This window comes from Tunicatimonas sp. (assembly GCF_049647865.1).
Taxonomy (GTDB): Bacteria; Bacteroidota; Bacteroidia; order Cytophagales; family Cyclobacteriaceae; genus Tunicatimonas.
The window spans coordinates 1-2,294 of sequence record NZ_JBARYM010000594.1 but is presented as its reverse complement, the minus strand read 5'-3'; the positions used below and the strand labels follow the sequence as shown (position 1 = coordinate 2,294).

Genomic DNA, 2,294 nt, shown 5'->3' with positions numbered 1-2,294 from the left:
AATATCACCGAACTGGCCCGAACGCAAGACGGAGAACTATTGGTTATACTGGAAGCGGGTTTCCGTTACATCGAAAACGAGTCGTTTGCTAACTCCTTCCAGGGTTTGTTCTCAGAAATCAACCTGAACTCAGAGAAGCTGGGAAAAACCCCCACCGACCGCAACAAAAAGCTCTGCACCATCATCCAAAAAATTGCCGAAGGCATTGCCGATTTCTCTACCGATACCGATACCCTTGGAGATGCCTATGAGTACCTAATTGGTCAGTTCGCCGCCGGTTCGGGTAAAAAAGCCGGTGAGTTTTATACCCCCCAACAAATCTCTACCATCCTGTCAGAGATCGCTACTCTAGACAGTCAAGACCCGAGTACCGGAAAGAAAAGCAAGCTGGAAAAAGTATTGGATTTTGCCTGTGGTTCAGGTTCGCTATTGCTGAACGTAAGAAAGCGGATCAAAGACAATGGCGGCACGGTTGGTAAAATTTATGGCCAAGAGAATAACATTACCACCTACAACCTGGCCCGCATGAACATGCTCTTGCACGGCATGAAAGATACTGAGTTTGAGATCTTCCACGGAGACACCTTGCTCAATCATTGGGATGAGTTAAACGAGATGAATCCTGCCAAGAAAATAGAATTTGATGCCATCGTAGCCAATCCCCCCTTCAGCTTACGTTGGGAACCCAACGATACCCTGGCCGAAGATTTCCGTTTCAAAAGCTACGGTTTAGCCCCCAAATCAGCCGCTGATTTTGCTTTCCTACTGCACGGTTTTCACTTCCTGGGCAAAGAAGGCACAATGGCTATCATCCTGCCTCACGGAGTATTATTCCGTGGTGGTGCCGAAGAACGCATTCGTACCAAGCTATTAAAAGACAATAACATTGATACGGTCATCGGCTTGCCTTCTAACTTATTCTATTCCACCGGTATTCCGGTTTGTATTCTGGTGCTGAAAAAATGCAAAAAGGAAGATGATGTGTTGTTCATTAACGCAGCGGAACACTATGATAAAGGCAAACGTCAAAACACCTTAGATGAAAAGCATATCGCGAAAATCGTAGAAACCTATAAATACCGAAAAGAATCGGAACGCTATTCCCGTAAAGTCTCCATGGAGGAGATTGAAAAGAACGGTTATAACCTGAATATTTCTCGCTATGTTAGTACTGCTGAGCCAGAAAAACAAATTGACTTAAATGAAGTGAATGAGCGGTTGACATCCATCAATGATCGTATTCAAACGAATACCGACAAGCATAGTGAATTTTTGAGAGAATTGGGCCTGAAAACTATTTAAGGTTCGTAAATGGTATAGTAAAAATGTTGGTATTGGTTCGGCTCAAAACCTACTACTAAATGTCAGGCTGCTTTTTCGTATTAAATACAATTAGGTACTAAACCTAAATGCAACGTGCTTCAGAAGCAGCGGAGAAATGTATAATCTTGAGTTGAATTTCGATAGAAAAAATCAGTCAATGACTTTATAATGTCCATCCCTTCAGTTCATACACAGTATTTCGTTGAAGAGCTAGAGACCGATGGGCACGCTCCCATGAAATTTTACTGTGATGATGGTCAATTATATTACTGCAAATACCGCTTAAATCTCAAAAAGGAAATTGAATTAGATTTTCTCATCTACGAAGTAGTTGCCCACGAGCTTCTTCAATGGCTAAATATTCCAACTCCGACAATAGCCTTCGTAGCTGTTACGGAAGGTTCTTTTGACCGTAATCAATTACGTCGCAATAAGTCGCATTGTGAAGCGGGTATCATTTGTTTTGGTTCGCAGGAAGTATTGTCGCGTATCCTCTCGCCTATTGAGTCTATCAGCAGTAAGCATGACTTTAATCAGTTGGATAACCCTTTAGATTTACTCAGAATTGCCCTATTTGATCAGTGGGTAGGTAATGCAGATCGAGGGAAGCCAATTGATGAAGGATATAATTTCAATCTGCTAATAGCTGACCAAGATAAAAAGCTGCAATACGTAGCTTTTGACCATGCTTTTATCTTCGGTGGTGAAAATCAACTGCGCATATTTAATCCTCAATCCATTCGCTTTCAGAAAGGTAGCTTACTAGCTTGTGAATATTTTTGGTCAGTTCTACGTTATATACCTACCGAAAATTGTTTAAACGCGATTGAGCAATTTTTTGTACTTTTACAGAGCAATGAATGGCACACTATCATATCCAATACTATCGCACAATGTGCGACGCACTGGCCGCTTCCCCCGAAGATGGAAGAACGGATCATTAATTTTTTAAGCAATCCCGAACGCTTGGA

At 41.9% G+C, this 2,294-nt stretch carries 2 protein-coding genes; both read left to right on the top strand.

Features of this window, described 5'->3' with window-relative positions; all coding sequences use genetic code 11:
- On the top strand, window positions 1-1,302 hold a 1,302-nt coding region (locus WBA23_RS17510; protein ID WP_424583579.1), incomplete at its 5' end, for a type I restriction-modification system subunit M.
- Window positions 1,303-1,491: 189 nt separating this feature from the next.
- Window positions 1,492-2,294: HipA family kinase (locus WBA23_RS17505; RefSeq protein ID WP_424583578.1), on the top strand; the 803-nt coding region annotated here is incomplete at its 3' end.